This is a genomic window from Pseudomonas sp. LAIL14HWK12:I1, from assembly GCF_003202095.1.
Lineage (GTDB): Bacteria > Pseudomonadota > Gammaproteobacteria > Pseudomonadales > Pseudomonadaceae > Aquipseudomonas > Aquipseudomonas monteilii.
Map to the genome: position 1 here is coordinate 76,749 of NZ_QJKG01000012.1, position 25,584 is coordinate 102,332.

Below are 25,584 nucleotides of genomic sequence, written 5' to 3' on the forward strand. Positions count from 1 at the left end.
AACCTAGCAGATCAAGGTACCGGGGAAACTCTCCGGTTCGTCGCCAACCAGTGGCTGGGCATCATTGTACGCATCGATCAGCCGCCGTGCGTACTCGGCCTGCTCATCCGCTACCGCAAGCCCCAACAAGCCTTGCATCGGCAACTCGCCCACACCGCCCATCAGGTCACGGCCCACCAGTTGAACATCGACACCCTCACTGGCCAGCATCCCGATCAGCATTTCGGCTTCGAGCAGGCTTTCAGGTTCATAGATCCGCCGCATCAGTCGTTCTCACCGAAGACATCCAGCATCCACTCCTCGCCATGAACCTGCAGTACGAAGCGGATAGGCTTGCAGCATACCTGGCAGTCCTCGATGTACTCCTGATCGCCGCCGGACAGGTCCACCGTCGTTTCGACTTCTTCGCCACAATAAGGGCAATCGTAGATCGCAGTTTCCAGCATCGCGGCCTCCGGGGTGACTTATGCGTATAATTGCCGGTCTGTTTACAGGGCCAGTGTGTGTCCGAGCCGTTTTTCGGAGCCCGCCCTTACCTTATTACCCTAGCCGTTTCCAACAAGAGAGCATGATGGGCGAATTCGATGCCATCCGACCGTACGACGACGCTGAGGTCCCTGCCGTTCTGGCACGCCTGCTCAGCGACCCGGCATTCCTCGATATCCTCACCCACTTCCGCTTCCCGCGTGCGGCCGGTGCTCTCGGCTGGTTGCTCAAACCGCTGATTGCCCGCCGCCTGCGCAAGGAATTCGCCGGCGTCACCTGCGTTTCCACCTTGCAGGACAAAGTCGAGTACTACGTCGACCAGACTATCGACCGTGCCACCGACGGCGTCACCTATTCCGGCGTAGAGCAGCTCAAGGCCGGCACTGCCTACCTGTTCCTGGCCAACCACCGTGACATCGTCATGGACCCCGCCTTCGTCAACTACGCGGTGTACCATGCCGGCCTGCCCACGCCGCGCATCGCCATTGGTGACAACCTGCTGCAAAAGCCCTTTGTCAGCGACATGATGCGCCTGAACAAAAGCTTCATCGTGCACCGTTCGATCAGCGGGCGCCGCGAGAAGCTGGCGGCTTACCAGTTGCTCTCGGCCTACATCAACCACTCGATCCGCAACGATGCCACCTCGATCTGGATCGCCCAGGCCGAAGGGCGGGCCAAGGACGGTGACGACCGTACCGACTCGGCGATCCTCAAGATGTTCCACATGAGCCGCAAGGACGAGCCGTTCGGCGCGGTGATCCAGAGCCTTAACCTGACGCCCGTGTCGATCAGCTACGAATACGACCCCTGCGACCAGGCCAAGGCCCGCGAGCTTTACATCCGCGCCACCACCGGCACCTACAAGAAGGCGCCGGGCGAGGATGACAACAGCATCGCCAAGGGCATTACCGGCTACAAGGGCCGGGTGCATATCAATTTCGCCCCACCGGTGACCGAATACCACGAGGATACCAAGCAGCTGGCGGCGGAAATCGACCGGCAGATCCTGGGTGGCTACCGGCTATTCCCGGTGCATTACCTGGCGTATGCGATGTGGGAGGGCAAGGACGAGGCCCTGCAGGTGCCGAGTGCCGAGAAAGTGTTCCCGGCCGATGAGTTGGCCAAGGCCAAGGAAGAATGGCAGCGCCGCCTGGATGCCTGCCCTGAAGAGCAGCGGCCTTACCTGGTGTTGCAGTATGCGACGCCGGTGCGTAACCAGTACCAGGTGCGGCAACAGGCACCTGTAGCCTGACAGATTGTCGGGGCCGCTTTGCGGCCCCATTCAGTCAAACCCAGGTACTGAGCCAGGACAGCAGCAACGCCATCGCCAGACACGAAAAACCGAGAATATAGAAGTAGCGCGGCACTCGGAGGTCGAACGCATCCACCACGCCCTCGTCCACCGCCATGTATTCACGGGTCTCGGCATCACGCCGCCGAGCACTGTGCAGCAGCAACCCACCTGGACACGTCAGCAGCAGCGCCAGCAGGTTGATCCACTTGGCGGGGTGGGCGGACAGAAACCCCCAGAGCACTTGCAAGGACATCAGGCGACCTCGGTGTGAGCAGCAACAAAGGCCCGCATTTTACCCAAGTCGCACCCGCGCACCCGCCTTGGACGACAAAGTGTCATTAAATTTCATCTGTCATTAGCTCGTCATCAGAACAGGCCACCCTATCGGCCTTTCATGACCCGGAGCTTGTTCATGTTGCACGCCGAAAACCAGGACCGCCTTTACCTCGTCGCCCAGAGCGATGAACAACAGGCGCTGATCGATGGTTTTGCCATCAACGTGCAGGACCGCCAATGGCTCGTCTACTGTGCGCTAGGTGGGCATGTGCACGAAGACTTGCCCGAAGTGGATGCCGGAACCGGCTTCAGCCTGCTGGATTTCCACATAGAAGCGGCTTGAACCTGTACAGACAAAAAAACCGCTGCCTGGCACCCAGGCAGCGGTTTCTTTTTATTGCTGAAGGCTTACTGCCCCAGTACCTGCCCGATGGTCGGGTCTTTGAACATACGGGTCAACGCATCGCTCAGCACATCACCCACCAGTTGGGTGTTGGTGTCCTGGTTCGGCGCCATGCCGAAACGCTGGTCCAGCGAAGCACCGTAACGGCCGCTGTAGCTGCGGCCGCCGTTGCGCACGTCGGCACGGAAGGTGGCGCCAATGGTGGCTTCGGTCACGTACAGGTTGTCTTTGGGCGACTGGTATTTCAGCTCGGCCAGGGTCACGGTCAGCTGCGGTGCGTTATAGGCATTTGGCGTCGGGGTGAAGCCGAGCAGGCGCACGGCAGCTTCGGCCTGGGCTTGCAGCTTGGGCACCACGTCGTTACCGCTGACGCTGATGGTGCTGGTTTCGGGGTACATGCCACCACGGGTACCCAGGGACTGCGAAGCCCGGCCGTCAACCACCCGGACCACCACCGGCTGGCCATGGCCGACCGGCGTGAGCTGGGCCTTGAGCGTGGGTTGCGGGTTGAGTTGTTGCGGGCTGTGGGCACAACCGACCAGGCTGAGGCTGGCCACGGCGATCAAACCGAACAACAGACGTTGCAACATGCGCGTTTCTCCAGAAAATGCGGCTAAGGCGCACAGTATACCTAGGCACGCATCGACCAGTCATCGGTCCGGCCCGCTTGTCACAATCGTTTCATGGCCTCGCCCTTATCCTCGCGCCAAGCCCTCACGCAAAGGACTCCTCGTCATGGCCTCGCTCTGGACGCTGCTCTTCCAACGCCCGCGCCACCATGCCTATGCCCGCCTCGATGCCCACGGCAAATGCGTGGCCTTCAAGCAATGCAGCCAGGCACCCAACGGCAGCGACTGGGTCCAGATTGGTGAAACCCGGTTGGCCTGGCTGGGCCACGAACTGCCTGCCGACGCCCGGGTTTGCGCCCGCGCAAGCCGCCGCTGGCACCAGCGCATCCTCGCGGCCTGACAAACGCTGCAATAAAAACCACGAATGGCGACATTTCTGCCCGCGACATCGCTATAATCTCCCCCCGATTATAAGGACGTCTCCTGATCGGGCCCCGCACTCGCCGATTGACCCCGGCAACTTCACCGCTTCGCCCACAGAGAGCCTTCCACTCAGGTCTTGCATCGGCTGTCGTGCCTGCTTTTCCGGCCCTTCACACTGCATGAACCTGCGGGTTGCCATCGCGCAGTCCCCCTTTGAGGTTCACGTCTCCAAAAGAGCGTGAAAAAACGGTTTTCACAACTTCACAAGAGTGTGGCGAGCAAATGAACAGTCTGGCATGTGCAAAAGCGGCAGATGTGTCCCGAACAGCCCTGAACAGGCGGCAAATGCGCTCATCCCGTATGAGTGTCTGAACCGTTCCATAACGCACGCACGACACCTTGACCATAAGTCGAATTGCCGCACCTGTGGCAAACGGCGTTCAATACCCGAACCCGAAGACTGATTGGCGGTGTCCGCGGAAGTTGCAAGAACTGCGAAAAGTCGGACATGGCGACCCTGGCGAACCCAGGTCCTATGCTGTCAATTAGGTAGCTGTAGATTGTGGAGACGCGTTAAATGGCGCAGAACGAATCGGTTGATGTGGTACTGGTAGGCGCGGGCATCATGAGTGCCACCCTGGCCGTACTGCTCAAGGAGCTCGACCCGACCCTGAAGCTTGAGGTCGTCGAGGCGATGGACTCCGGAGCCGCGGAAAGCTCCAACCCCTGGAACAACGCAGGCACCGGCCACGCCGGTCTGTGCGAGCTTAACTACACGCCCCAGGCCGCCGATGGCAGCATCGACATCAAGAAGGCCGTGCACATCAACACCCAGTTCGAGGTTTCGCGCCAGTTCTGGGCTTACCTGAGCAAGAAGGGCAACTTCGGCTCGGCACGTGCGTTCATCAACCCTGTCCCGCACCTGAGCTACGTCGAAGGTGACAAGGGTGTTTCCTTCCTCAAGAAGCGCTTCGAGCTGCTCAAGCAGCACCATGCCTTCGCCGACATGGAATACACCGAAGACAAGGCCGTGATGAACGACTGGATGCCGCTGATGATGCCTGGCCGCCCGGCCGACCAGCACATCGCCGCTACCCGCGTGGCCAAAGGCACCGACGTCAACTTCGGCGCCCTGACCAACAAGCTGCTCAAGCTGCTGGGCGACTCGCAGGACGCACAGGTCAAGTACAGCAAGAAGGTTGTCGGCCTGCGCCGTAACGGCAGCGGCTGGACCGTGAGCATCAAGGACGTCAACAGCGGCGGCAGCCGTGAAGTCGACGCCCGCTTCGTCTTCCTCGGCGCCGGTGGCGCGGCCCTGCCGCTGCTCCAGCTGTCGGGCATCCCGGAAGGCAAAGGCTTCGGCGGCTTCCCGGTCAGCGGCCAGTGGCTGCGTTGCGACAACCCGGAAATCGTCAAACAGCACCAGGCCAAGGTCTACAGCCAGGCCGCCGTAGGCGCCCCGCCGATGTCGGTGCCGCACCTGGACACCCGTGTTGTGGACGGCAAGACTTCGCTGCTGTTCGGCCCGTACGCTGGCTTCACCACCAAGTTCCTCAAGCACGGTTCGCTGATGGACCTGCCGCTGTCGGTACGCATGGGCAACATCGGCCCGATGCTGGCCGTGGCCCGCGACAACATGGACCTGACCAAGTACCTGGTCAGCGAAGTGATGCAGTCGATGGAGCAGCGCCTGGAAGCCCTGCGTCGCTTCTACCCGCAGGCCAAGGCCGAAGACTGGCGCCTGGAAGTGGCCGGTCAGCGTGTGCAGATCATCAAGAAAGACCCGAAAAAAGGCGGCGTGCTGCAGTTCGGTACCGAGCTGGTCTCGGCCCAGGACGGCAGCCTGGCCGCACTGCTCGGCGCATCGCCAGGTGCTTCGGTTACCGTGTCGATCATGCTGGAACTGATCGAGCGCTGCTTCCCCGAGCAGGCCAAAGGTGCCTGGGCTGCCAAGCTCAAGGAAATCTTCCCGGCGCGTGAGAAGACGCTGGCGACCGATGCCGCTCTGTACCACAAGATCAGTGCCGACAACGACGTGGCGCTGGACCTGGTGGAAAGCAGCCCGGCAGCCAAGCATTACGCTTAATGCCGGCCTGAAACGAAAAAACGCCCCTCGGGGCGTTTTTTTGTGCCTGGGCCGTTATCAGCCGCGGGCTTTAACGATGATCTCGATGTACTCCGGCGCATTGCGCTGGTCGGCTATCTGCTCGACGAAGGTCTTGCCGTGCTCGTCCTTGCCATCCAGGTCCAGGCCCGCTTCGACGAAGAAGCCGACAAAGCGCTCGAAGTCATCGACGCGCAGGCCACGGTAGGCCTTGACCAGCTTGTGCAGCGACGGCGAGGTCACGCCATCGGCCGGCTCGAACTGAAGGAACGACTTGATGTAGTCGTCGCTGATTTCGTCACCGATTACCTGTTTCTTGTCTTTACGCATTGCCGACTCCAACTGGACCATCACGGAATTTCGAAGGCCGGCAGTGTACCCCTCGCAGGCCGCGTGCCTCAACGCGTACGTACGGTACCGGTGTGCAGGTCGGCCCAGATATGGCCGTTGTTATAGGTCAGAAACTGCACATACAGCGTTTCGTTGCGCAGCAGATCCATGATCACCCGATAGTCGCTGACCGGGTAATTCAGGCTCAGGGTGCGGGTTTTTTCGTCATACACGGGCTTCTTCAGGCTCTTGGCCGCCTCACCGTCGAACGTCAGCAGCACCTGGGCAATGGTCGCGCCCTTGCTCAGCGGCTTGCCTTTCAGGCGCACCTGCAACGACGACGTGATCGGGATCGGCTGCTGATCGGACTGGCGCTGGGCACCCACCACCACGGAGTAGTCGGTCACTTGCAGCAATTGCTGGCCGGTCGGCGCCTCCTGGCGTAAAGACAGGTCGTCAGGTGGCAGGAACTGACTGTGCAGCGGTGCGGCGGCAAGTGGCAGGCTGACTGCCAGCAGGAGGGGAAGAATCGCACGCATGTGAGGCTCCTTGTATGAAGGAGCACTCTAGCATGCCGTGTGCAGGCACTATCAATCGAACTGCGCGCGCATCCAGGCCTGGTACTCGGCGACACCCTCATCGCCTTCACGCGGCGCCCAGTGCGCATGCTCGCCCTCGCCCACGGGTCGGTAAGGCCCGGCCTTGCATTCGAACAGCATGCTGTCGGGCTCCAGCACCACCAACCCATGGTACGTGCCTGGTGGCAGGTCCACTCCCAGGCAGTCGCCGCCCGCCTGCAGCACCCGCTTGGCGGTTACCACGCCCTGCTCATCGAAGATCAGCAGGCCCAGGCGGCCCTTGAGCACGATCAGGGCCTCAGCCTTGTCGTCGCTCAGGTGCCGGTGCGGCGGGATATAGGTATTCGGCTGCAGCCCCACCGCCATGCGGTGGCAAGGCTCTTCCATCTCATGGAAGTTGTGATGCTGCCGCCCGCGCGGGTTGGCGGCCGCCTTTTCGGCCAGCCCGGCGAACAGCGATTGGTCGATGAACGCAGGCTGGCGCATGGTCACAGCCCCTTGACGGCGAAGATGCCGTTGGCGTTGCGCCAGTAGCCTTTGTAGTCCATGCCGTAGCCGAAGATGTAGCGGTCGACGCACGGCAGGCCCACGTAGTTGGCCTTGAGGTCCGGGCTGGCCTTGCGGTCGTGGTCCTTGTCGATCAGTACCGCCGTGTGCACCGAACGCGCGCCGGCATGCTTGCAGAACTCGATGATGGCGCTGAGGGTGTGGCCTTCGTCGAGGATGTCATCGACGATCAGCACGTCACGGTCGATGAACGACACTTCCGGTTTGGCCTTCCAGAACAGCTCACCGCCGCTGGTCTGGTTGCGGTAGCGGGTGGCGTGCAGGTACGACGCTTCCAGCGGGAACTGCAGGTGGGTGAGCAGTTTGCCAGCGAAGATCAGGCCGCCGTTCATCACGCAGAACACCACCGGGTTCTTGTCGTGCAGGTCTTTGCAGATCTGCTCGCCGACGTTGGCGATGGCCGCTTCGACTTCGGCTTCGTTGTACAGGCAGTCAGCTTCACGCATGACTTGACGGATATGCTCGAGATCGGCGGACATGGCGCTCTCCGGGGGGTGCATTTTGGAAAAGCGGGCAAAGGTACGCATCCGCTCGTCACAGATCAAGCATTTATGGACTAACGTCCAGAATGACCAGACGACAGCACAGGCTGAATAGATTAATCTAGCGCGGTTTTTTTGCCCGCCTTTCGGAGCCCCCCTATGCCCACTCGTGAGATCCGCCATCCGCTGATCCGCCACAAGCTCGGCCTGATGCGCCGTGCCGATATCAGCACCAAGAATTTTCGCGAACTCGCCCAGGAAGTCGGCGCGCTCCTGACCTACGAAGCCACCCAGGACCTGCCACTGGAAACCTACGAGATCGACGGCTGGTGTGGCAAGGTTCAAGTTGAAAAAATCGCCGGCAAGAAAATCACCGTGGTGCCTATCCTGCGCGCCGGCATCGGCATGCTCGACGGCGTGCTCAGCCTGATCCCGGGCGCCAAGGTGAGCGCCGTCGGCGTTGCCCGCAACGAAGAAACCCTGGAAGCCCACACCTACCTGGAAAAACTCGCGCCGGATATCAACCAGCGCCTGGCCCTGATCATCGACCCGATGCTGGCCACCGGCGGCTCGATGGTCGCCACCATCGACCTGCTGAAAAAGGCCGGCTGCAAAGAGATTCGCGCCATGGTGCTGGTTGCCGCGCCAGAAGGCATCGAAGTGGTGGAAAAAGCCCACCCGGATGTGCAGATCTACACCGCCTCGATCGACCAGCGTCTGAACGAACACGGCTACATCGTGCCGGGCCTGGGCGATGCCGGTGACAAAATCTTCGGCACCAAGCAAAAGGACGCCTGACCATGCAGGACGGCTTCAACGACCCGCTCTGGCGCCAGGTCGTTTCGGGCGCGCAGATGCTCTTCGTGGCATTCGGCGCGCTGGTGCTGATGCCATTGATCACCGGCCTCGACCCGAACGTCGCGCTGTTCACCGCCGGCATCGGCACCCTGCTGTTCCAGCTGGTCACCGGCCGCCAGGTACCGGTGTTCCTGGCCTCCAGCTTTGCCTTCATCACCCCGATCATCCTCGCCAAGGGCCAGTTCGGCCTGGCCGAGACCATGGGCGGCGTGATGGCCGCAGGCTTCGTGTACACCTTCATGGGCCTGATGGTGAAAATCAAAGGCACCGGGTTCATCGACCGCATGCTGCCGCCGGTGGTGATCGGCCCGGTGATCATCTCCATCGGCCTGGCCATGGCACCGATCGCTGCCAACATGGCAATGGGCAAGGCTGGTGATGGCAGCGTGCTGCTGCCGTACAAGACCGCCATGATGATCTCGATGCCGGCGCTGCTCACTACGCTGATCGTCGCCGTGTTCGGTAAAGGCATCTTCCGCCTGGTGCCGATCATTGCGGGCGTGCTGGTAGGCTTTGCCCTGTCGTTCGCCTTTGGCGTGGTCGATACCGCCAAGATCGCCGCTGCACCGTGGCTGGAGATCCCCAACTTCACCGCACCGGCGTTCAACTGGCAGGCCATCCTGTTCATCGTCCCTGTTGCCCTGGCACCGGCGATCGAGCATATCGGTGGGGTAATCGCGGTCGGTAGCGTGACCGGTCGTGACTACCTGAAAAAGCCTGGCCTGCACCGCACCTTGCTGGGTGACGGCCTGGCCACTACCGCAGCCGGCCTGTTCGGCGGCCCGCCCAACACCACCTACGCCGAAGTGACTGGCGCGGTGATGCTGACCAAGAACTACAACCCGAAGATCATGACCTGGGCGGCGGTCTTCGCCATCACCCTGGCGTTCATCGGCAAGTTCGGCGCGCTGCTGCAAAGCATCCCGGTACCGGTGATGGGCGGCATTCTGTGCCTGCTGTTCGGCTCGATCGCGGCAGTGGGCATGAACACCATGATCCGCCACAAGATCGACCTGGCCGAAGCCCGCAACCTGGTGATCGTGTCGGTCACCTTGGTGTTCGGTATCGGCGGCGTGCTGATCGGCAGCGGTGACGGCCCGGATGACTGGGGCCTGAAAGGCATCGCCCTGTGCGCCATCGTGGCGATTGCCCTGAACCTGATCTTGCCGGGCAATGATGGCTGGAAGCACAAGAAGCTGGATGATCAGTTGCCGTGATCCGGCTTTAACCTGATCTGGCCTCTTCGCGGGGTTGCCCGCGAAGAGGCCGGTTCAGGCAACCATCGGATCAGGCTTTTTCGCACATCCCCGCCAACACCCTTACCCACTCAGGGTGATCATTCAGGCACGGCACCAGCACCAGCTCCCGCCCGCCGGCCTCGACAAACTGCTCGCTCCCACGCATGCCGATCTCTTCCAGCGTCTCGATGCAATCGGCCACGAACGCCGGGCACATCACCAACAATTTCTTCACCCCTGCCTTGCCCAGCTCATCCAGCCGCGCCTCGGTATAGGGCTCGATCCACTTGGCCCGCCCCAGCCGCGACTGGAACGACACCGACCATTTGCCATCCGGTATGCCCATCTTCTGCGCAAAGGCCTTGGCCGTGGCCAGGCACTGCCCGCGGTAGCACACCGCACGCATCTCGGCGCTGGCATCCTTGCAGCAGTCGGCTGCCTGGAAATCGTGTTTGCCGGTCGGGTCCAGCTTCTTCAGGTGCCGCTCCGGCAAGCCGTGGAAGCTCAGCAACAGGTGGTCGTAATCCTGCTCCAGGTACGGACGCGCGCTGGCGGCCAGCGCCTCGATATAGTCCGGATGCTCGTAGAACGGTTGCAGCACACGCATCTGCAACGGCAACCGACGTTCGTTGACCGTCTGCCTGGCCAGCTCGACCACAGTGGTCACCGTACTGTCGGCGAACTGTGGATAAAGCGGTGCCAAGGTCACCTTGCGTACACCCTGGGCCGCCAGGCGCTCCAGCACGTCTGGTAGGGCAGGCTGGCCATAGCGCATGGCAATTTCCACCGGGCCGTGGGGCCAGTGTTCGACCATGGCAGCCTGCAGACGACGGGTCAGCACCACCAGCGGCGAGCCCTCCTCCCACCAGATCGAGCCATAGGCATGCGCCGACTGCTCCGGGCGCTTGATCAGGATCAGCGACACCAGTAGCCGCCGCACCGGCCAGGGCAGGTCGATCACGTACGGATCCATGAGGAACTGGTTGAGGTAACGGCGTACATCGGCCACCGAGGTGGAGGCCGGGGAACCCAGGTTGACCAGCAGCAGGGCGTGATCGGTCATGCAGCATCCTATGTCAGAGGCGGCTGGACAAGTTGTCCAGGGCCGATTGCAGATCGTTGAAGCGGAAGGTGAAGCCAGCCGCCAACAAGCGTACCGGGCGTGCCCGCTGGCCACCCAGCAGCAAGGTCGACAGCTCACCCAGGCCAGCCTTGAGCAGCAGCGCCGGCACCGGCAGCAACGCCGGCCGATGCAAGGTGCGCCCCAGACACCTGGCGAACTCGCGGTTGCGCACCGGCTCCGGGGCGCAGGCATTATAGGGACCGCTGGCATCCTTGTGCCGCAAAAGAAAATCAATCAGGGCGACCTGGTCGTCTATATGGACCCACGGCATCCACTGCCGACCATCGCCCAAAGGCCCGCCCAGCCCCAGCTTGAAGGGCAGGCGCAGCCGCGACAAAAAGCCGCCATCGCTGGCCAGCACCAGCCCGGTTCGCACCAGCACCACGCGGATGCCCTGTGCCTGGGAACGCAGGGCCGTTTCCTCCCAGGCAATGCATAACTGGCTGGCAAAATCTTCGCGCACCGGCGGTGATGACTCGGTCAGCTCGCGCTCACCACCATCACCGTACCAGCCAACCGCAGAGCCGGAGATCAGCACGTCTGGTCGCTGCTCGCGGGTACCCAGCCAGCTCAGCAACTGCTCGGTCAGGGTAACGCGGCTGGCCCACAGCAGGTTACGCCGGGCCGCCGTCCAAGGCCGGTCCGCAATCGGCGCGCCGGCGAGGTTGATCACCGCATCCAGGTGATCGTCCGCTTCCAGTTGCTCCAGACGGGCAATGCCACGTACACCAGTGCCACACATTTTCGGCACTTGCTCAGGGCGCCGGCTCCACACCGTCAGGCGATGGCCTTGGCCAAGCCAGTGCTGGCAGAGGTGCCTGCCTATCAACCCGGTACCGCCTGTCAGCAATATATGCATGGCTGTGTCCTCGCAGAATGCGGCGGTGGTCTATTTTTAACATCAAGGCACTTTTTTGACCCGACGCTCTCGGATAAACATAGGCCAACCTGCCCGCCAAAGCGGAATAACCTTATACAGAAATTCTGGATTGTACAGGTTTGCCTGACAGCGTAGTCTGCTTACAGCAAGGTTTGAAGAGGCCATCATGACAGTACCTATCGCCATCATCGGGGCCGGTATCGCCGGCTTGTCAGCTGCCCAGGCCTTGCAGAAGGCGGGGCAATCCGTGCATTTGTTCGACAAAGGCCACGGCAGTGGCGGTCGCATGGCAAGCAAGCGCAGCGAAGCCGGCGCACTCGACCTCGGCGCGCAGTATTTCACCGCCCGTGACCGGCGTTTCGTCGAGCAGGTACAACAGTGGGTCGCCGCTGGCTGGGCCGAGCAGTGGAAGCCGCAGCTGTACAACTACCGTGACGGCGAACTCACCCCCTCTCCCGACGAGCAGACGCGCTGGGTGGGCGTGCCCCGCATGAGCGCCATCACCCGTGGCTTGCTCAAGGATGTGACGGTGAACTTCGGCTGTCGCATCACCGAGGTGTTCCGCGGCAAACAGTACTGGCACCTGCAGGACACCGAAGGCTGCAGCCATGGCCCCTACAGCCGCGTGGTGATCGCGGTACCGGCACCGCAGGCCACGCCGCTGCTGGCTGCCACCCCAAAACTGGCTGCCGTGGCCGCTGGTGTGCAGATGGAGCCCACCTGGGCCGTCGCCCTCGCCTTCCAGGCGCCGCTGGATACGCCGATGCAAGGCTGTTTCGTGCAAGACAACCCGCTCGACTGGCTGGCCCGCAACCGCAGCAAACCCGGCCGTGACGAACAACTCGACACCTGGGTGCTGCACGCCACGTCTGACTGGAGCCGGCAACACCTCGACCTGCCCAAGGAAGAAGTGATCGAACAGTTGTGGGGCGAGTTCGCCGAGCTGGTCGGCTGCGTGGTGCCCGCACCTACCTTCGCCCTGGCCCACCGCTGGCTCTATGCGCGCCCCAGCAGCAACCACGAATGGGGCGCGCTGGCCGATGCCGACCAAGGCTTGTACGCGTGCGGCGACTGGTGCCTTTCCGGGCGCGTCGAGGGCGCCTGGCTCAGCGGCCAGGAAGCGGCACGGCGACTGCTCGAACACCTGGAATGATGTAGCGCTATACAAAAATAATGGTTTGCATAACTTCAGGGCTGTGCTGGAATAAACCTGTACAAGTTTTTTGTCATGTACAGGTTTACTGGAGACAGCCATGCACGACCCTTTCACCCACAGCAAGCCGCGTATCGCCATCAGCGCCTGCCTGACGGGCCAAAGCGTGCGCTATAACGGCGGCCACAAGGCCTCCGACCTGTGCCTGACGCAGCTGGAACAACATTTCGACTGGCAGCCGGTGTGCCCGGAAGTGGCCATCGGCCTTGGCGTTCCGCGTGACCCTATCCGCCTGGTAGGCAACCCCGAACATCCCGAAGTGGTCGGCACCCGTAACCCCGGCATGGACCTGACCGGCCCGCTGCGCACGTACGGCGAACAAATGGCCGACGAGCTCGACGACATTTGCGGCTACATCTTCATGCAGAAATCACCGTCTTGCGGGTTGGAACGGGTCAAGGTCTACCAGGACAACGGCCACCCGGCCCTCCAGCGAGGACGCGGCGTCTACGCCCAGGCGTTCTGTGTGAAACGCCCGGACCTACCCGTGGAAGAAGAAGGCCGCCTGCACGACGCCGTGCTGCGAGAGAACTTCATCAGCCGCGTGTATGCCTACGCCGACTGGCAGCGCCTGCTGGCCGAAGGCCTTAGCCGTGGCGCGCTGGTGCGCTTCCATTCGCGTTACAAATACCTGGTGATGGCCAACAACCCCCAGGCCTACCGCACCCTCGGGCGCCTGCTGGGTAGCATGAGCCGCGATGACGACCCGCAAAACATCGGCCCGCGCTACTTCAGCCAACTGATGCAGGCCCTGCGTCGCTGCGCCAGCCGCGGAACCCACAGCAACGTGCTGCAGCATCTCTGCGGCTATTTCAAAGACAGCCTGACACAACAGGACAAAGCCGAACTGCAGACGGTCATCGGCCAGTATCAAAAAGGCGTGGTACCGCTGGTGGTGCCACTGACCCTGCTCAAGCACCATTTACGCAACCACCCTGACCCCTACCTGCAGCAGCAAGCGTACCTGCAGCCGCACCCCGAAAACCTGGGCCTGCGCAATGCCGTCTGAAACCTTGTTGCCCATCGGTGAGCTGGCCCGTCGCACCGGCGTCAACCCGGTCACCCTGCGCGCCTGGGAACGCCGATATGGCCTGCTCAAGCCACAGCGCACCGCGAAAGGGCACCGCCTGTACCCGCTGGAACAGGTCGAACGGGTCGAAGCCATCCTTGCCTGGCTGCAGCGGGGGGCCTCGGTCGGGCAGGTCCGCGAGCTGCTCGACAAACCCTCCAGCACTGCGCCCAAAGGCGACTGGCAGGCCCGGCAGCTCCAGCTGATCGAGGCTATCGCCAACCTGTCACAGCGCGCCCTTGACCACCAACTCAACCAGGCAATGGCGCTGTACCCCGCCGTTACCCTGTGCGAACAATTGCTGCTGCCACTGCTCGACCTGCTCGACCTGCGCTGGCGCAATTACTTCAACGCGCAACTGGAGCAGGTGTTTTTCCACAGTTGGCTACGCAGCAAGCTCGGCGCCCGCGTGTACCACGACAACCAGTTGCTGCAGGGCCCGGCCGTATTGCTGGTGGAAGACGGTGAACGTGCTTTCAGCCCCGGTTTATGGCTATGCGCCTGGTTGTTCACCAGCAACGGTTTCCCGGTAGAAGTGCTGGAGCACCCGGTCACCGGCCCGCACCTGCAACGTGCCGTAAGCACGCTTGCCCCGCGTGCCGTGCTTCTGCACCTGGGGCCACGCGTTGATGGCAAAGCACTGCAACGCACCCTGCACAACCTGCCCGTGAAAACCTTGGCCGGCGGTGCGACGCTGGTACTGCATGAAGCGCAGCTGCGTGCCCTCGAGTTGCCAGACCTCGCCCTGTTCGACACCCCTCAAGCGGCTTTACGCTTGCTCCAAGCCCATGACCGCCAGCCTGAAGAGACGCCTGCACCATGCATTTGACCTGGCTGCGCAGTGACCTGCGCATCAATGACAACACTGCGCTCAGCGCCGCCAGTGAACACGGCCCGACCATCGCCCTGTGGCTTGTCAGCCCCGCCCAGTGGCTGGCCCACGACGACGCTGCCTGCAAAGTCGACTTCTGGCTGCGCAACCTGCGCGACGTGCGCCAGTCGCTGGAAGGCCTGAATATCCCCCTGTTGATCCGCAGCATCGACACTTGGGATCAGGCACCACAGGCCGTGCTTGAGGTATGCCGCCAGCATCGGGTGGCAAGCGTTCACTGGAATGAAGAGTACGGCATCAACGAACAGCGCCGTGACGATGCCACCCGAGCCCTGCTGGAAAAGTCGGGCATTCAGGCACACAGCCACCTCGACCAGCTGTTCTTCCGCCCGGGCACGGTCCTCACTCGCAGCGGCGACTACTTCCAGGTTTTCAGCCAGTTCAAAAAAACCTGTCTGGAGCACCTGCACCGCAGCCTGCCAGCCATGGCTCACCGGGTTAAACAGCAAGCGCCCCTGCAGATCCAGAGCGACCCGATTCCGCAGCATGTGGAGGGTTTTGAAAAGCCCGAGCGCGCCCTGCAAGCACATTGGCCAGCGGGTGAGGCCGAAGCGCAGGGGCGATTGTCTCGCTTTCTCGATGAAACCATTGATGACTACCAGCAACTGCGTGACCTGCCAGCCAAACCCGGCACCAGCCAGCTTTCGGCCTACCTGGCCGCGGGGGTGATCTCGCCGCGCCAGTGCCTGCACGGTGCCCTGGCCAGCAACCGGGGCGAGTTCGACAGCGGCAGCGCCGGCGTGCAAACCTGGATCAACGAGCTGCTGTGGCGCGAGTTCTACAAGCACATCCTGACCGGTTTCCCACAGGTCTCTCGCCACCGCGCCTTCCGCGCGCAAACCGAAGCGTTGCCTTGGCGCGATGCACCGGCAGATCTGGAAGCCTGGGAACAGGGCCGTACGGGTTTCCCGATCATCGACGCCGCCATGCGCCAGTTGTTGCATACTGGGTGGATGCATAACCGCCTGCGCATGGTGGTGGCCATGTTCCTCAGCAAGAACCTGCTGATCGACTGGCGCAAGGGCGAGCGCTACTTCATGCGCCACCTGATAGACGGTGACCTGGCCGCGAACAACGGCGGCTGGCAGTGGAGCGCGTCTACCGGCACCGATGCAGTGCCCTATTTCCGCATCTTCAACCCGATTTCGCAGTCGCAACGTTTCGACCCACAGGGGCGGTTCATTCGGCACTGGCTGCCGGAATTACGTGACCTCGACGATAAAACCATCCATGAGCCCGTGAAACACCGAGATCTTTTTGATAATAATTTGTATCACTGTCCCATGGTGAATCTCAGCAGCAGTCGCCAGCGTGCACTGGAAGCCTTCAAGGGGCTACCACGTCGGCAGAATTAGAGGGCACAACGTCTTGACTGACTCACGCAGTTTTTGGGTTACAGGCGCCAGCAACGGATTAGGTCTGGCTTTGGTGGAACGCTTGCTCGAACAGGGCCATTGCGTTGCCGCCAGTGCTAAGGAAAGCGATGAATTGAACGCCTTGGCGGCACAGCATGGGCGGCGCTTCTTGCGCCTGCCCTGGCAGTTGCATGCCGATGGGCAAGCGGCCGATGCGTGCCAGCAGATATGCCATGCCTGGTGCTCGCTGGATGGTCTGGTCATCAACGCCGGGACAAGTGACTACCTGGCGGGAGATGTGGCCGATGGCGACTTGTTCGAGGCAATTGTCACCAGCAACCAGCTGGCGGGTGAACATAGCCTTGCCAATGCGCTGCCTTTGCTGTTGAAAGGTGAATCACCGCAGGTGATGGCCGTTTTCAACCGCTATTCGGCGCTGCAGCTGTATGCACCAACCCAGGTGAGCGCTGGCTGGAACAATATGCCGCAATGGATGCGTGAACAGCGCAAGACGCTGAAAGGCCAAGGGATAGACGTTACGGTGGTCAGCCCCCAATCGCTGAAGACACCCGTGACGCCGGCGCAAGCCATACCGGAGGAATGGACGCCGCGGCGTGCGGCTGAAGAACTGCTGCGGCGGTGGCCACAGAGAGAGCCAGAGCTGGTGCTGGAAACACTTGATCTGAGCAGTCTATGGCCGCTGCCACGTAGCTAGACGGCTAACGTGCCGGCTACAGCGCCATGCGGTAATGCAGGCTGTAGCTCTCTACTCCATCGTTGGGCTCTTTGATACCCGCGTTGGAGTAGTGAATGGCCCGCACGCCGATCTCATGCCCGCCAGCAAAGCGCAAGCCAAAGCCGATGCGGTCTTCGAACTGGAATGCCGAGCCCAGCTCGTTGCTTTCCAGCTCGGTGCTGGAAAACGCTGCCACACCGATCCCGGCTTCGATGTAGGGCTTGACCGACGCCCCGGCAAACTCATAAACGAACACTGGCGCGAACGAAAGGCTGTGGTTGCTCGCCGTCTCATCGCCATCCCAATAGGTGTAGGCCCCATCCCAATAGCCGGTCAGGCGGCCAACGCTGGTCTGCCACCAACTGGCATCCCAGTTTGATTGCAGTCCAAGCCGGTAGACCATTGTCGAGTCACCGGTCTGACCTACCGAAAAGGAAACATCGGCTGCCTGCGCCGATAGTGCTTGCCCCAGAGTAAAAGCGGCAGCCGCCGCCAAGCCGAGCAGTTTCTTCATGAGAAACATCCTTCTTCCTGATGCTGTTATTAAAGCCTGCCTCATCTCAGGCAAAGCGGTAGAGCGCGGCAGTGGAACGATAGTTCAGCTAATTTTCACGTTTTTTTCACAACGCAAAGCTTTGCACATCGCCAGACTCATGCCACAGCATCGGTAGGATATTTCTGAGGGTTTGCGGGTCGGCGCTGGTCCAGAAGCGGGTATCCCGGGCCGGCCCATCGGCCAGCAGGTCATTCGCGCCCAGCAGCCGCTGCAACTGGCGCGCCACCGCGGCGCCGGTGTCGATGATGGCCACATCGGCAGGCACCATGCCGGCCAGCAACGGGCGCAGGAAGGGGTAATGGGTGCAGCCCAGGATCAGCGTGTCGCAGCCAGCGGCCAGCAACGGCTGTACATAACCTTGCAACAACTGGCGCACTGCCGGGCTGGCCAGGTCGCCGGCCTCGATCAACTCGACCAACCCCGGGCAAGGTTGGGTGATGACCTGTACGTCATTGGCAAAACGGTCGAGCAAGGCGGCGAACTTGGCGCTTTGCAGGGTACCGGTGGTGGCCAGCACACCGACCACGCCCGAGCGCGTGGCGGCGGCAGCGGGCTTCACCGCCGGCTCCATGCCCACCAGCGGCCAGGTCGGGTACAGCTCGCGCAGGTCGGCCACCGCCGCCACCGTGGCGGTATTGCAGGCCAGTACCATGGCCTTGGCGCCCTGTTCATGGAAGAACGCAGCAATGCGCCGGAGACGCTCACGGATATAATCTGGCGACTTCTCGCCGTAGGGTATGTGGCCGCAATCGCCCACGTACAGCAGCGTCTCGTTGGGCAGCAGCCGCTGGATCTCGGCGAGCACCGACAAGCCGCCAACCCCGGAGTCCATTACGCCGATTGGCGCCGAACGCTCAGCCATCGCGCTTGCCGCAGACTGCACAGGCCGGGTCGCGCTTGACCCGCAATTCGCGGATGCGCGTGCCGAGAGCATCGATCAACAGCAGGCGGCCGACCAGCGGCTCGCCGAACCCGGCCAGCAGCTTCATCGCTTCCAGCGCCTGCAAGCTGCCTACCAGCCCCACCAGTGGGCCGATCACACCGGCTTCGCTGCACGTCAGCTCGGCTTCGCTGCCATGCCCGTACAGGCAGTGGTAGCAAGGGCTGTAGTCACGTCGCGGGTCGAACACCGACAACTGCCCTTCCAGGCGGATCGCCGCGCCGCTGACCAGTGGCTTGCCAGCCGCGACACACGCGGCGTTTACCGCCTCGCGGGTACCGAAGTTGTCGGAGCAATCCAGTACCAGGTCGACCGCCGCCACGGCGGCAGCGAGCGAGTCCTCGTCCAGTGCTTGGCGGTGGGCAACCAGGCTGATTTCCGGGTTGATCGCCTCCAGGCGCTGCAAGGCCGAGTCGACCTTGCTCATGCCGACACTGGCACTGTCGTGGATGACCTGGCGTTGCAGGTTGGTGAGGTCGACGGTGTCGAAGTCGGCCAGGTGCAGCTCACCCACCCCGGCGGCGGCCAGGTACAGGGCAACTGGCGAGCCAAGGCCACCGAGCCCGACGATCAGCGCCTTGCTCTGCTTGAGCCGCAACTGGCCATCGATGTCGATCTGGGCCAGCAGTACCTGCCGGCTGTAACGCAACAGTTCCTCATCACTCAGCATGGCAGGCGCCCCAGGGTAATGCGTTCATGGCCGCCCAGGTCCGTGCGGCTGGCAACCTCGATAAAACCGTGTTCCGCCAGCAAGGCGCGTACCGCTGCTGCCTGATCGTAGCCATGCTCCAGCAACAACCAGCCCCCCGGCAACAGGTGCGCAGGGGCCTGGGCAGCAATCACGCGCAGGTCGTCCAGGCCATCGACGCCAGCGACCAGCGCACTGCTGGGCTCGAAGCGCACGTCACCGGCCACCAGGTGAGGATCTGCAGCTGCGATGTAAGGCGGGTTACTGACAATCAGGTCAAAACGCTCGCCGACCAGGCTGTCGAACCAGTGGCTTACCCGCACCTGGGCATTAGCCAGGCCCAGGCGCTGGCGGTTGCGCTCAGCCAGGGCAGCGGCTTCCTCTACCCGGTCAACCGCAGTCACCTGCCAGGCCGGGCGATCACTGGCCAAGGCCAGGGCAATCGCGCCCGTACCGGTGCCCAGGTCCAGCACCTTGGCTGGCGAGGCGGGTTGCAGTTCGAGGGCCGTCTCGACCAACAGCTCGGTGTCTGGCCGCGGGATCAGGGTATGCGGCGCCACTTCCAGGTCGATTGTCCAGAAGCCCTGCTGCCCGAGAATGTAAGCCACCGGCTCGCCGCCACGGCGGCGCTGCAGGTAACCCGCGTAAGTCTCGGCATCTTCGCTGCTGACGATACGCTCGGGCCAGGTGTGCAAGTAACTACGCGACTTGCCGATGGCAGCCGCCAGCAGCAATTCGGCATCCAGCCGTTCGGTGGGCGATTCGGGCAACTGCGCGTTGCGCAGCAGGCTGGCGATGATGGTCATCAGTCCCCCAGGGCGGCCAGTTGATCGGCCTGGTATTCGGCCAGTAGCGGTTCGATCACCGCCTCTACGCCACCACTGAGGATGTCGTCCAGCGAATACAGGGTCAGGTTGATGCGGTGGTCGGTCACCCGGCCCTGTGGATAATTGTACGTGCGGATGCGCTCGGAGCGGTCGCCAGAGCCCACCAGCAGCTTGCGTTCGCTGGCGATGGCATTCTGTGCTGCGCTGGTCTGCATGTCGTTGAGCTTGGCCGACAGCCAGGACATGGCGCGAGCCCGGTTCTTGTGCTGCGAACGCTCTTCCTGGCATTCGACCACGATGCCGGTAGGCAAGTGAGTGATGCGGATGGCCGAGTCGGTCTTGTTCACGTGCTGGCCACCGGCGCCGGAGGCACGGTAGGTGTCCACGCGCAGGTCGGCCGGGTTGATTTCGATGGCGGCCTGTTCGTCCGGCTCGGGTAGCACCGCCACCGTGCATGCGGAGGTGTGCACACGGCCCTGGGATTCGGTCTCGGGTACGCGCTGGACGCGGTGAGCGCCCGACTCGAACTTGAGCTTGCCGTAAACGTTCTCACCCTCGACACGGGCGATGATTTCCTTGTAGCCGCCGTGCTCGCCTTCGTTCTCGGACAGAATTTCCAGGCGCCAGCCGCGCTTTTCGGCGTAGCGCGAGTACATGCGGAACAAGTCGCCAGAGAAGATCGCCGCCTCGTCGCCACCGGTGCCGGCGCGGATTTCGAGGAACACGTTGCGACCATCGTTAGGGTCTTTGGGCAGCAGCATGCGTTGCAGCTGCGCCTCCAGCGTCAACAGTTGCTCCTTGGCTTCACGCACTTCTTCCACGGCCATTTCGCGCAGGTCCGGGTCACTGTCCTTGAGCAGCGCCTGGGCGCCTTCGAGGTCGTCCTGCACTTTGCGCCACTCTTTATAAGCAGCGTAGACCGGCTCCACCTCGGCGTACTCACGGGAATACGCGCGAAAGCGTGTCTGGTCGGAAATGACTTCGGCGTCACCGAGCAGGGCGGTGAGTTCTTCGAAGCGGTCCTGGAGGATTTCCAGTTTATTCAGCAGCGACGCTTTCATTGCGGGGATTTGTCCGTGGAGCCCTCGTTGAGGGCAAAGAGTTCCTGGGCCATGGCCAGCGCATCGAGGCGGCCCTCGGCCGAGAGCTTTTTCAACTGCACGCTGGGCGCATGCAGGAGTTTGTTGGTCAGGCCCCGGGCCAGTTGGGCCAGCACGTCTTCGGGGTTGCCGCCGTTCGCCAGCAGGCGCTGGGCTTTTTGCAGTTCTTCGTCGCGCAGGCGCTCGCTTTGCTGGCGATAGGCCTTGAGCACATCCACCGCAGCCAGTTCACGCAGGCGCAGCATGAAGTCTTCGGCGCCCACCGACACCAGCTCTTCGGCGGCCTGGGCCGCGCCCTGGCGGCTCTTGAGGTTTTCCGCCACCACATCGTGCAGGTCATCGACAGTGTACAGGTAGACATCGTCCAGTTCGCCGACTTCAGTTTCGATGTCGCGCGGCACGGCGATGTCGACCATGAAGATCGGCTTGTGCCGGCGCTGCTTGAGCGCACTCTCGACCGCGCCTTTGCCCAGGATCGGCAACTGGCTGGCGGTGGAACTGATGACGATGTCGCTGTTGGCCAGCTCCTGGGGGATGTCGGCCAGCAGCACGGCATGCGCACCGAACTGCTCGGCCAGCGTGCTGGCGCGCTCCAGGGTGCGGTTGGCCACGACGATACGACGTACGCCCTGCTCGTGCAGGTGGCGGGCGACCAGGGTGATGGTTTCGCCGGCACCGATCAGCAAGGCCTGGCTGCGACCCAGGTCGGCGAAGATCTGTTTGGCCAGGCTGACCGCGGCAAACGCCACCGAAACCGGGTTTTCGCCGATTGCAGTGTCGGTACGCACCTGCTTGGCGGCGCTGAAGGTGGCCTGGAACAGGCGCCCGAGCAGCGGGCCGACGGTACCTGCTTCACGCGCCACGGCGTAGGCCGACTTCATCTGGCCGAGAATCTGCGGCTCACCGAGTACCAGCGAGTCCAGGCCCGAGGCCACGCGCATCATATGCCTCACGGCATCGTGCTCTTCGTGCACGTAGGCGCTGGCGCGCAGCTCGTCGAGGCTGAGGCGGTGATAGTCGGCCAGCCATTGCAACACGGCGTCGGCGGACAGGTGGTCCTGCTCTATATACAGCTCGCTGCGGTTGCAGGTCGACAGGATCGCCGCTTCGCGGCTGGATGTCAGTCGGCAGAGCTGCTGCAGGGCGTCTACCAGCTGCTCTGGGGTAAACGCCACGCGCTCGCGTACGTCTACCGAGGCAGTCTTATGGTTGATACCAAGTGCAAGAAAGGCCATGCAAGGTCGCTGGTTGTGACGGGAAGCCGATAATTGTCCTCTTTCGCAGGTTTTTGGACAACCACCGTTCGCTATTGCGCTGATAGCGCTGCGGCTATCGCCGCGTCCAGGCCAGCATCAGCGGTAATTTCACCCCTCCCCCGCTTTTGATCTGGCTTTTGATCTGGCTTTTGATCTTGATCTTGATCTTCGCGACTTCAGGAGGCCGAACGCAGGCCTTGCGGAGTGAGGTGACGGGCATGGATGCCCGTCAAGCGCTGGGCCCCAGGATGGGGCCTGCAGCGCGGTCCTCCCGGGAGCAAGGCCGGAGTGAGGGAACCCCGGAGCGCAGCGTAGGGGCCGGATGATGGGAGCGCAGCGTTTTTTGGTTACTTTTTGCCGCGTTTGGCAAAAAGTGACTCGCCGTAAGGGCGAAAAGGTGAGTATGCGTCGCCACCGCATACGGACTTATCGCTATATAAAAACCATCGCTTAAGCTTTTCGCTTTTCGCTTTTCGCTTTTCGCTTTTCGCTTTTCGCTTTTAGGCGTGGGCATCAACAACACAGTAAACATTCATTCTCGAAGGTGGCGCTCAGTCACCTTTCCGCCCTTACGGCGGGTCCCTTTTTGTCGTGGCAAAAAGGAACCAAAAACCGTCCGCTCCCATCATCCGGCCCCTACGCTGCGCTCCGGGGTTCCCTCGCTACGGGCTTGCTCCCGGGAGTACGCGCTGCAGGCCCCATCCATGGGGCCTCAGCGCTTGACGGGCATCCATGCCCGTCACCTCCCTCCGCAATCCCTCCGCTCGGCCTCCTGAAGTCGCAATCTGCAGCGCCTGAACTATCGCGCGCTTAGAAGCAAAAGCTGAAGCAAGAGCAAGAGCACTGGATCGTGTTGGCAGGCTCTGCGGCGAACCACGCAGGCGCTGCGCGGTCTGCATAAGCGAAGCGCAGCTTCATACCTTCGCAGGTGGGTTTGCCACCGCGCTTGTGTCATCATGCTCCGACCGCCGGTGAGTCCTTCTAAAGCCTTCTATGAACAAACCATACGCATTGCTGCTTGCCTTCGCCCTGCTTCAGGGCTGCCAGAGCCTGGCCCCGCAAAAGGCCGAGCCTCCCGTCGCCGAGGCCGCAAAGAGCGAGGCCCAAAAGCCCGTGGTGTATGGCTCGTTCAAGCAGGACACACTCTATAGCCTGCTGGTCGCAGAGCTGGCCGGCCAGCGCAACCGCTTCGACATCGCCCTGGCCAATTACACCGACCAGGCCGCCAAAACCCAGGACCCTGGGGTTTCCGAACGTGCCTATCGCATCGCCGAGTACCTCGGCGCCGACGAGCCATCGCTGGAAAACGCCCTGGTCTGGGCCCGCAACGACCCGCAAAACCTCGACGCCCAACGCGCCGCCGCCATCCAGCTGGCCCGCGCCGGCCGCTATGACGACGCCATGGCCTATATGGAAAAGGTGCTGCAGGGCCAAGGCGACACCCACTTCGACTTCCTCGCCCTGTCTGCCGCCGAAACCGACCAGAGCACCCGCGATGGCCTGCTGCAAAGCTTCGAGCGCCTGCTGGTGAAATACCCGAACAACGGCCAGCTGGTGTTCGGCAAAGCGCTACTGCTGAATCAGGACGGCAAGGCCGAAGAGGCACTGGAGCTGCTTGAGTCGCACCCGGCGCAGAACGGCGAAATCGCCCCGATCCTACTGCGCGCCCGATTGCTGCAGACTCTGGACCGTGGCCCGGAAGCCCTGCCACTGCTGCGCAGCGCTATCCGCGACAACCCGGATGACAAGCGCCTGCGCCTGACCTACGCCCGCACCCTGGTCGAGCAAGACCGCATCGCCGATGCCAAGGGCGAGTTCCTCAGCCTGGTCCAGCAGTACCCTGACGATGACGAACTTCGTTACTCCCTGGCGCTGGTGTGCCTGGAGAACAAAGACTGGGATGAAGCCGAAGGCTACCTGCAGGAACTGATCGAGCGTGACAGCAATGTCGACGCCGCGCACCTGAACCTGGGCCGCATCCGGGAAGAGCGCCACGATCCCGCAGGCGCTCTGCGCGAATACGCGCTGGTCGGCCCTGGCCCCGATTACCTGCCCGCGCAACTGCGCCAGGCCGATATCCTGATTGCCAACGGCCGAGGCACCGACGCTTCGCGCCTGCTCGCCGAAGCCCGCGAAGCCCAGCCGGACCTCGCCATCCAGCTGTACCTGATCGAGTCGGAAAGCTACAGCAACAACAACAAGGACGCCCAGGCCAACCAGGTGCTTCAACAAGCCATCCAACGGTACCCAGACGACCTCAACCTGCTGTACACCCGCGCCATGCTGGCCGAAAAAAGCGACGATCTGGCACAGATGGAAAAAGACCTGCGCGCCATCATCACCCGCGAGCCAGAAAATGCCATGGCCCTGAACGCCCTGGGTTACACCCTGGCCGACCGCACTACCCGCTACAGCGAAGCCAAGGCGCTGATCGACAAAGCCCACCAGTTGACCCCGGACGACCCGGCAGTGCTCGACAGCCTGGGTTGGGTCAACTATCGCCTGGGCAACCTCGACGAGGCCGAAACCTACCTGCGTCAGGCCTTTGCCAACTTCCCCGACCATGAAGTGGCCGCCCACCTGGGTGAAGTGCTGTGGGCCAACGGCAAGCGCCGCGAAGCCCGCCAGGTGTGGGCCAAAGGCTTCGAAGCCCAGGCCGACAGCCCCATCCTGCGCAAGACCCTCCTGCGCCTGACCGGATCCGAGACCCTTTAACGCCATGTTCCTGCGCCATTGCATCTCCTTCACCCTGATCGCCCTGCTGGCCGGTTGTGCCGGTTTCGGTAGCCGCGAGGCCCTGCAGGGCCACGGCAACCCACAACAGTGGCGCGCCCATAAAGAACAACTGAGCAGCCTCGATGGCTGGCAGATCAACGGCAAGGTCGGCATCCGCGCCCCGCGCGACTCCGGCAGCGGCACGCTGTTCTGGCTGCAGCGCCAGGACTACTACGACATTCGCCTTGCCGGCCCGCTGGGCCGTGGTGCCGCACGCCTGACCGGCCGCCCGGGTGGTGTGGTACTGGAAGTGGCCAACCAGGGCCGTTACGAGGCCACGAGTCCCGAAGCTTTGCTGGAAGAGCAGCTTGGCTGGCAACTGCCGGTGTCCCACCTGGTCTGGTGGGTACGCGGCCTGCCCGCCCCCGACAGCAAGAGCAAGCTGACCCTGGACGGTGACAGCCGTCTGGCCAGCCTCGACCAGGACGGCTGGCAGGTGCAGTACCTGAGCTACACCGAGCAGAACGGTTACTGGCTGCCCGAGCGCCTGAAACTGCACGGCAAGGACCTGGACGTGACCCTGGTGGTCAAGGACTGGCAGCCACGCCAGCTGGGGCACTGATCAC

Annotated in this window: 29 protein-coding genes; 13 read left to right on the forward strand and 16 right to left on the reverse strand. The window is 62.6% G+C overall.

Annotated elements, in window-relative coordinates; genetic code table 11:
- Positions 1 to 3: 3 nt before the first annotated feature.
- Complete coding sequence (locus D906_RS24130; protein ID WP_016713286.1) at positions 4 to 264, reverse strand: putative signal transducing protein; 261 nt, start codon at positions 262 to 264, stop codon at positions 4 to 6.
- Complete coding sequence (locus D906_RS24135) at positions 264 to 446, reverse strand: CPXCG motif-containing cysteine-rich protein (RefSeq protein WP_012270508.1); 183 nt, start codon at positions 444 to 446, stop codon at positions 264 to 266. The genes D906_RS24130 and D906_RS24135 overlap by 1 nt, the downstream gene beginning before the upstream one ends.
- 122 nt (positions 447 to 568) lie before the next feature.
- Here D906_RS24135 and D906_RS24140 point away from each other — a divergent pair, with 122 nt between their 5' ends.
- Positions 569 to 1,738: a 1-acyl-sn-glycerol-3-phosphate acyltransferase gene (locus D906_RS24140; RefSeq protein WP_161751628.1), complete on the forward strand. Its 1,170-nt coding sequence runs from the start codon at positions 569 to 571 to the stop codon at positions 1,736 to 1,738.
- Positions 1,739 to 1,772: 34 nt separating this feature from the next.
- Here the strand turns inward: D906_RS24140 and D906_RS24145 are convergent, their stop codons facing one another.
- Positions 1,773 to 2,033: a hypothetical protein gene (locus tag D906_RS24145; protein WP_019099798.1), complete on the reverse strand. Its 261-nt coding sequence runs from the start codon at positions 2,031 to 2,033 to the stop codon at positions 1,773 to 1,775.
- Positions 2,034 to 2,192: 159 nt separating this feature from the next.
- Between D906_RS24145 and D906_RS24150 the strand changes: the two genes are divergently transcribed.
- Positions 2,193 to 2,399: a hypothetical protein gene (locus D906_RS24150; protein WP_003247353.1), complete on the forward strand. Its 207-nt coding sequence runs from the start codon at positions 2,193 to 2,195 to the stop codon at positions 2,397 to 2,399.
- Positions 2,400 to 2,464: 65 nt separating this feature from the next.
- Here D906_RS24150 and D906_RS24155 read toward each other — a convergent pair whose 3' ends face one another.
- Positions 2,465 to 3,049: a YajG family lipoprotein gene (locus D906_RS24155; RefSeq protein ID WP_016713289.1), complete on the reverse strand. Its 585-nt coding sequence runs from the start codon at positions 3,047 to 3,049 to the stop codon at positions 2,465 to 2,467.
- Between the two features lie 145 nt (positions 3,050 to 3,194).
- Between D906_RS24155 and D906_RS24160 the strand changes: the two genes are divergently transcribed.
- Positions 3,195 to 3,428, forward strand: a complete 234-nt coding sequence (locus tag D906_RS24160; protein ID WP_016713290.1) for a hypothetical protein — start codon at positions 3,195 to 3,197, stop codon at positions 3,426 to 3,428.
- Positions 3,429 to 4,028: 600 nt separating this feature from the next.
- Positions 4,029 to 5,537 (forward strand): malate dehydrogenase (quinone), encoded by a 1,509-nt coding sequence (gene mqo / locus D906_RS24165; protein WP_016713291.1) that lies wholly within the window; start codon positions 4,029 to 4,031, stop codon positions 5,535 to 5,537.
- A gap of 57 nt (positions 5,538 to 5,594) precedes the next feature.
- Here the strand turns inward: mqo and D906_RS24170 are convergent, their stop codons facing one another.
- From D906_RS24170 to D906_RS24185, 4 genes are all read right to left on the reverse strand, one after another.
- Positions 5,595 to 5,885, reverse strand: coding sequence for a PA4642 family protein (locus tag D906_RS24170; RefSeq protein WP_027615754.1), 291 nt, complete (start codon positions 5,883 to 5,885; stop codon positions 5,595 to 5,597).
- A gap of 68 nt (positions 5,886 to 5,953) precedes the next feature.
- Positions 5,954 to 6,424 carry a hypothetical protein gene (locus D906_RS24175; RefSeq protein WP_019099799.1) on the reverse strand — a complete coding sequence of 157 codons (471 nt, stop codon included), beginning with the start codon at positions 6,422 to 6,424 and terminating at the stop codon, positions 5,954 to 5,956.
- A gap of 51 nt (positions 6,425 to 6,475) precedes the next feature.
- Entirely contained in the window at positions 6,476 to 6,949 is a 474-nt protein-coding gene (locus D906_RS24180) for a WbuC family cupin fold metalloprotein (protein WP_027615755.1), read from the reverse strand.
- Between the two features lie 2 nt (positions 6,950 to 6,951).
- Complete coding sequence (locus D906_RS24185; RefSeq protein ID WP_019099801.1) at positions 6,952 to 7,509, reverse strand: hypoxanthine-guanine phosphoribosyltransferase; 558 nt, start codon at positions 7,507 to 7,509, stop codon at positions 6,952 to 6,954.
- A gap of 162 nt (positions 7,510 to 7,671) precedes the next feature.
- Between D906_RS24185 and upp the strand changes: the two genes are divergently transcribed.
- Both upp and D906_RS24195 read left to right on the forward strand, forming a co-directional pair.
- Positions 7,672 to 8,310: a uracil phosphoribosyltransferase gene (gene upp, locus D906_RS24190; RefSeq protein WP_011532223.1), complete on the forward strand. Its 639-nt coding sequence runs from the start codon at positions 7,672 to 7,674 to the stop codon at positions 8,308 to 8,310.
- Positions 8,311 to 8,312: 2 nt separating this feature from the next.
- Positions 8,313 to 9,587 (forward strand): uracil-xanthine permease family protein, encoded by a 1,275-nt coding sequence (locus tag D906_RS24195; protein WP_016713295.1) that lies wholly within the window; start codon positions 8,313 to 8,315, stop codon positions 9,585 to 9,587.
- A gap of 70 nt (positions 9,588 to 9,657) precedes the next feature.
- On the opposite strand, the gene hemH is transcribed toward D906_RS24195, so the two are convergent.
- Both hemH and D906_RS24205 read right to left on the reverse strand, forming a co-directional pair.
- Positions 9,658 to 10,671, reverse strand: a complete 1,014-nt coding sequence (gene hemH, locus D906_RS24200; protein WP_016713296.1) for a ferrochelatase — start codon at positions 10,669 to 10,671, stop codon at positions 9,658 to 9,660.
- Between the two features lie 13 nt (positions 10,672 to 10,684).
- Entirely contained in the window at positions 10,685 to 11,590 is a 906-nt protein-coding gene (locus D906_RS24205) for a TIGR01777 family oxidoreductase (protein WP_019099802.1), read from the reverse strand.
- 187 nt (positions 11,591 to 11,777) lie between these two features.
- Here D906_RS24205 and D906_RS24210 point away from each other — a divergent pair, with 187 nt between their 5' ends.
- The 5 genes from D906_RS24210 to D906_RS24230 all read left to right on the forward strand — a co-directional run bounded on the left by D906_RS24210 (position 11,778) and on the right by D906_RS24230 (position 16,855).
- Positions 11,778 to 12,764 carry an NAD(P)/FAD-dependent oxidoreductase gene (locus D906_RS24210; RefSeq protein WP_016713298.1) on the forward strand — a complete coding sequence of 329 codons (987 nt, stop codon included), beginning with the start codon at positions 11,778 to 11,780 and terminating at the stop codon, positions 12,762 to 12,764.
- A gap of 100 nt (positions 12,765 to 12,864) precedes the next feature.
- Complete coding sequence (locus D906_RS24215; protein WP_019099803.1) at positions 12,865 to 13,833, forward strand: DUF523 and DUF1722 domain-containing protein; 969 nt, start codon at positions 12,865 to 12,867, stop codon at positions 13,831 to 13,833.
- Complete coding sequence (locus D906_RS24220) at positions 13,823 to 14,722, forward strand: MerR family transcriptional regulator (protein WP_019099804.1); 900 nt, start codon at positions 13,823 to 13,825, stop codon at positions 14,720 to 14,722. Before D906_RS24215 ends, D906_RS24220 begins: the two co-directional genes overlap by 11 nt.
- Entirely contained in the window at positions 14,713 to 16,140 is a 1,428-nt protein-coding gene (phrB, locus tag D906_RS24225) for a deoxyribodipyrimidine photo-lyase (RefSeq protein ID WP_027615756.1), read from the forward strand. The genes D906_RS24220 and phrB overlap by 10 nt, the downstream gene beginning before the upstream one ends.
- A gap of 13 nt (positions 16,141 to 16,153) precedes the next feature.
- Positions 16,154 to 16,855: an SDR family oxidoreductase gene (locus tag D906_RS24230; protein ID WP_019099806.1), complete on the forward strand. Its 702-nt coding sequence runs from the start codon at positions 16,154 to 16,156 to the stop codon at positions 16,853 to 16,855.
- Between the two features lie 16 nt (positions 16,856 to 16,871).
- Here D906_RS24230 and D906_RS24235 read toward each other — a convergent pair whose 3' ends face one another.
- The 6 genes from D906_RS24235 to hemA all read right to left on the reverse strand — a co-directional run bounded on the left by D906_RS24235 (position 16,872) and on the right by hemA (position 22,222).
- Positions 16,872 to 17,390, reverse strand: coding sequence for an acyloxyacyl hydrolase (locus D906_RS24235; RefSeq protein ID WP_025754819.1), 519 nt, complete (start codon positions 17,388 to 17,390; stop codon positions 16,872 to 16,874).
- Positions 17,391 to 17,496: 106 nt separating this feature from the next.
- Positions 17,497 to 18,294: a glutamate racemase gene (murI, locus tag D906_RS24240; RefSeq protein ID WP_019099808.1), complete on the reverse strand. Its 798-nt coding sequence runs from the start codon at positions 18,292 to 18,294 to the stop codon at positions 17,497 to 17,499.
- A complete protein-coding gene (locus tag D906_RS24245; RefSeq protein WP_016713305.1) occupies positions 18,287 to 19,042 on the reverse strand; it encodes a molybdopterin-synthase adenylyltransferase MoeB in 756 nt (251 codons plus the stop codon). Before D906_RS24245 ends, murI begins: the two co-directional genes overlap by 8 nt.
- Entirely contained in the window at positions 19,036 to 19,866 is an 831-nt protein-coding gene (gene prmC, locus D906_RS24250) for a peptide chain release factor N(5)-glutamine methyltransferase (RefSeq protein ID WP_019099809.1), read from the reverse strand. Before prmC ends, D906_RS24245 begins: the two co-directional genes overlap by 7 nt.
- Positions 19,866 to 20,948, reverse strand: a complete 1,083-nt coding sequence (prfA, locus tag D906_RS24255) for a peptide chain release factor 1 (RefSeq protein ID WP_016713307.1) — start codon at positions 20,946 to 20,948, stop codon at positions 19,866 to 19,868. Before prfA ends, prmC begins: the two co-directional genes overlap by 1 nt.
- Positions 20,945 to 22,222 carry a glutamyl-tRNA reductase gene (hemA, locus tag D906_RS24260; protein WP_019099810.1) on the reverse strand — a complete coding sequence of 426 codons (1,278 nt, stop codon included), beginning with the start codon at positions 22,220 to 22,222 and terminating at the stop codon, positions 20,945 to 20,947. Before hemA ends, prfA begins: the two co-directional genes overlap by 4 nt.
- A 1,014-nt stretch (positions 22,223 to 23,236) precedes the next feature.
- Here hemA and D906_RS24270 point away from each other — a divergent pair.
- A complete protein-coding gene (locus D906_RS24270; RefSeq protein WP_019098858.1) occupies positions 23,237 to 24,958 on the forward strand; it encodes a tetratricopeptide repeat protein in 1,722 nt (573 codons plus the stop codon).
- Positions 24,959 to 24,962: 4 nt separating this feature from the next.
- A complete protein-coding gene (gene lolB / locus D906_RS24275; protein ID WP_019098859.1) occupies positions 24,963 to 25,580 on the forward strand; it encodes a lipoprotein insertase outer membrane protein LolB in 618 nt (205 codons plus the stop codon).
- The last annotated feature ends 4 nt before the right edge of the window (positions 25,581 to 25,584 follow it).

Excerpts from the sequence above, each read along its gene's own strand:
- D906_RS24140 (WP_161751628.1), top strand. The coding sequence starts at position 569 with ATGATGGGCGAATTCGATGCCATCCGACCGTACGACGACGCTGAGGTC.
- hemA (WP_019099810.1), bottom strand. The coding sequence starts at position 22,222 with ATGGCCTTTCTTGCACTTGGTATCAACCATAAGACTGCCTCGGTAGAC.
- D906_RS24220 (WP_019099804.1), top strand. The coding sequence starts at position 13,823 with ATGCCGTCTGAAACCTTGTTGCCCATCGGTGAGCTGGCCCGTCGCACC.
- murI (WP_019099808.1), bottom strand. The coding sequence starts at position 18,294 with ATGGCTGAGCGTTCGGCGCCAATCGGCGTAATGGACTCCGGGGTTGGC.
- D906_RS24205 (WP_019099802.1), bottom strand. The coding sequence starts at position 11,590 with ATGCATATATTGCTGACAGGCGGTACCGGGTTGATAGGCAGGCACCTC.
- D906_RS24180 (WP_027615755.1), bottom strand. The coding sequence starts at position 6,949 with ATGCGCCAGCCTGCGTTCATCGACCAATCGCTGTTCGCCGGGCTGGCC.
- D906_RS24185 (WP_019099801.1), bottom strand. The coding sequence starts at position 7,509 with ATGTCCGCCGATCTCGAGCATATCCGTCAAGTCATGCGTGAAGCTGAC.
- D906_RS24145 (WP_019099798.1), bottom strand. The coding sequence starts at position 2,033 with ATGTCCTTGCAAGTGCTCTGGGGGTTTCTGTCCGCCCACCCCGCCAAG.
- hemH (WP_016713296.1), bottom strand. The coding sequence starts at position 10,671 with ATGACCGATCACGCCCTGCTGCTGGTCAACCTGGGTTCCCCGGCCTCC.
- D906_RS24130 (WP_016713286.1), bottom strand. The coding sequence starts at position 264 with ATGCGGCGGATCTATGAACCTGAAAGCCTGCTCGAAGCCGAAATGCTG.
- D906_RS24150 (WP_003247353.1), top strand. The coding sequence starts at position 2,193 with ATGTTGCACGCCGAAAACCAGGACCGCCTTTACCTCGTCGCCCAGAGC.
- D906_RS24270 (WP_019098858.1), top strand. The coding sequence starts at position 23,237 with ATGAACAAACCATACGCATTGCTGCTTGCCTTCGCCCTGCTTCAGGGC.
- phrB (WP_027615756.1), top strand. The coding sequence starts at position 14,713 with ATGCATTTGACCTGGCTGCGCAGTGACCTGCGCATCAATGACAACACT.
- D906_RS24235 (WP_025754819.1), bottom strand. The coding sequence starts at position 17,390 with ATGAAGAAACTGCTCGGCTTGGCGGCGGCTGCCGCTTTTACTCTGGGG.
- D906_RS24170 (WP_027615754.1), bottom strand. The coding sequence starts at position 5,885 with ATGCGTAAAGACAAGAAACAGGTAATCGGTGACGAAATCAGCGACGAC.
- D906_RS24195 (WP_016713295.1), top strand. The coding sequence starts at position 8,313 with ATGCAGGACGGCTTCAACGACCCGCTCTGGCGCCAGGTCGTTTCGGGC.
- D906_RS24175 (WP_019099799.1), bottom strand. The coding sequence starts at position 6,424 with ATGCGTGCGATTCTTCCCCTCCTGCTGGCAGTCAGCCTGCCACTTGCC.
- D906_RS24135 (WP_012270508.1), bottom strand. The coding sequence starts at position 446 with ATGCTGGAAACTGCGATCTACGATTGCCCTTATTGTGGCGAAGAAGTC.
- upp (WP_011532223.1), top strand. The coding sequence starts at position 7,672 with ATGCCCACTCGTGAGATCCGCCATCCGCTGATCCGCCACAAGCTCGGC.
- D906_RS24210 (WP_016713298.1), top strand. The coding sequence starts at position 11,778 with ATGACAGTACCTATCGCCATCATCGGGGCCGGTATCGCCGGCTTGTCA.
- mqo (WP_016713291.1), top strand. The coding sequence starts at position 4,029 with ATGGCGCAGAACGAATCGGTTGATGTGGTACTGGTAGGCGCGGGCATC.
- D906_RS24155 (WP_016713289.1), bottom strand. The coding sequence starts at position 3,049 with ATGTTGCAACGTCTGTTGTTCGGTTTGATCGCCGTGGCCAGCCTCAGC.
- D906_RS24215 (WP_019099803.1), top strand. The coding sequence starts at position 12,865 with ATGCACGACCCTTTCACCCACAGCAAGCCGCGTATCGCCATCAGCGCC.
- prmC (WP_019099809.1), bottom strand. The coding sequence starts at position 19,866 with ATGACCATCATCGCCAGCCTGCTGCGCAACGCGCAGTTGCCCGAATCG.
- prfA (WP_016713307.1), bottom strand. The coding sequence starts at position 20,948 with ATGAAAGCGTCGCTGCTGAATAAACTGGAAATCCTCCAGGACCGCTTC.
- D906_RS24245 (WP_016713305.1), bottom strand. The coding sequence starts at position 19,042 with ATGCTGAGTGATGAGGAACTGTTGCGTTACAGCCGGCAGGTACTGCTG.
- D906_RS24160 (WP_016713290.1), top strand. The coding sequence starts at position 3,195 with ATGGCCTCGCTCTGGACGCTGCTCTTCCAACGCCCGCGCCACCATGCC.
- lolB (WP_019098859.1), top strand. The coding sequence starts at position 24,963 with ATGTTCCTGCGCCATTGCATCTCCTTCACCCTGATCGCCCTGCTGGCC.